A 257-nucleotide genomic window follows, 5' to 3' on the forward strand; every position below is an offset into this window, starting at 1 on the left:
ACAAAACCACTTTCTAATGACTTTCTTCCCAAATTGGGGCGGCAAAAATTCGCACCCTGTAAATGATATTTAAAGGGTCTGCGAGTCCGTTGCAGAAAATGATTAGAGAGTGTGCTTTTCCTTTATGCAGGAAAAGTGGTGGGCGATACCGGGCTCGAACCAGTGACCCCCTCCTTGTAAGGGAGGTGCTCTCCCAACTGAGCTAATCGCCCACATCAGTTTTACATCCTCTGTGGTAGAAGATGGTGGGTCGTGCA

The 257-nt window shown here is 47.9% G+C and carries 1 tRNA gene; it reads right to left on the bottom strand.

From position 1 onward, the window contains the following. Positions 1-136: 136 nt before the first annotated feature. Positions 137-212: transfer RNA gene (locus RN22_RS24335), tRNA-Val, on the bottom strand. Positions 213-257 lie beyond the last annotated feature (45 nt).

Origin of the sequence: Grimontia sp. AD028, from assembly GCF_000973155.1 — a bacterium.
Classification (GTDB): domain Bacteria; phylum Pseudomonadota; class Gammaproteobacteria; order Enterobacterales; family Vibrionaceae; genus Enterovibrio; species Enterovibrio indicus.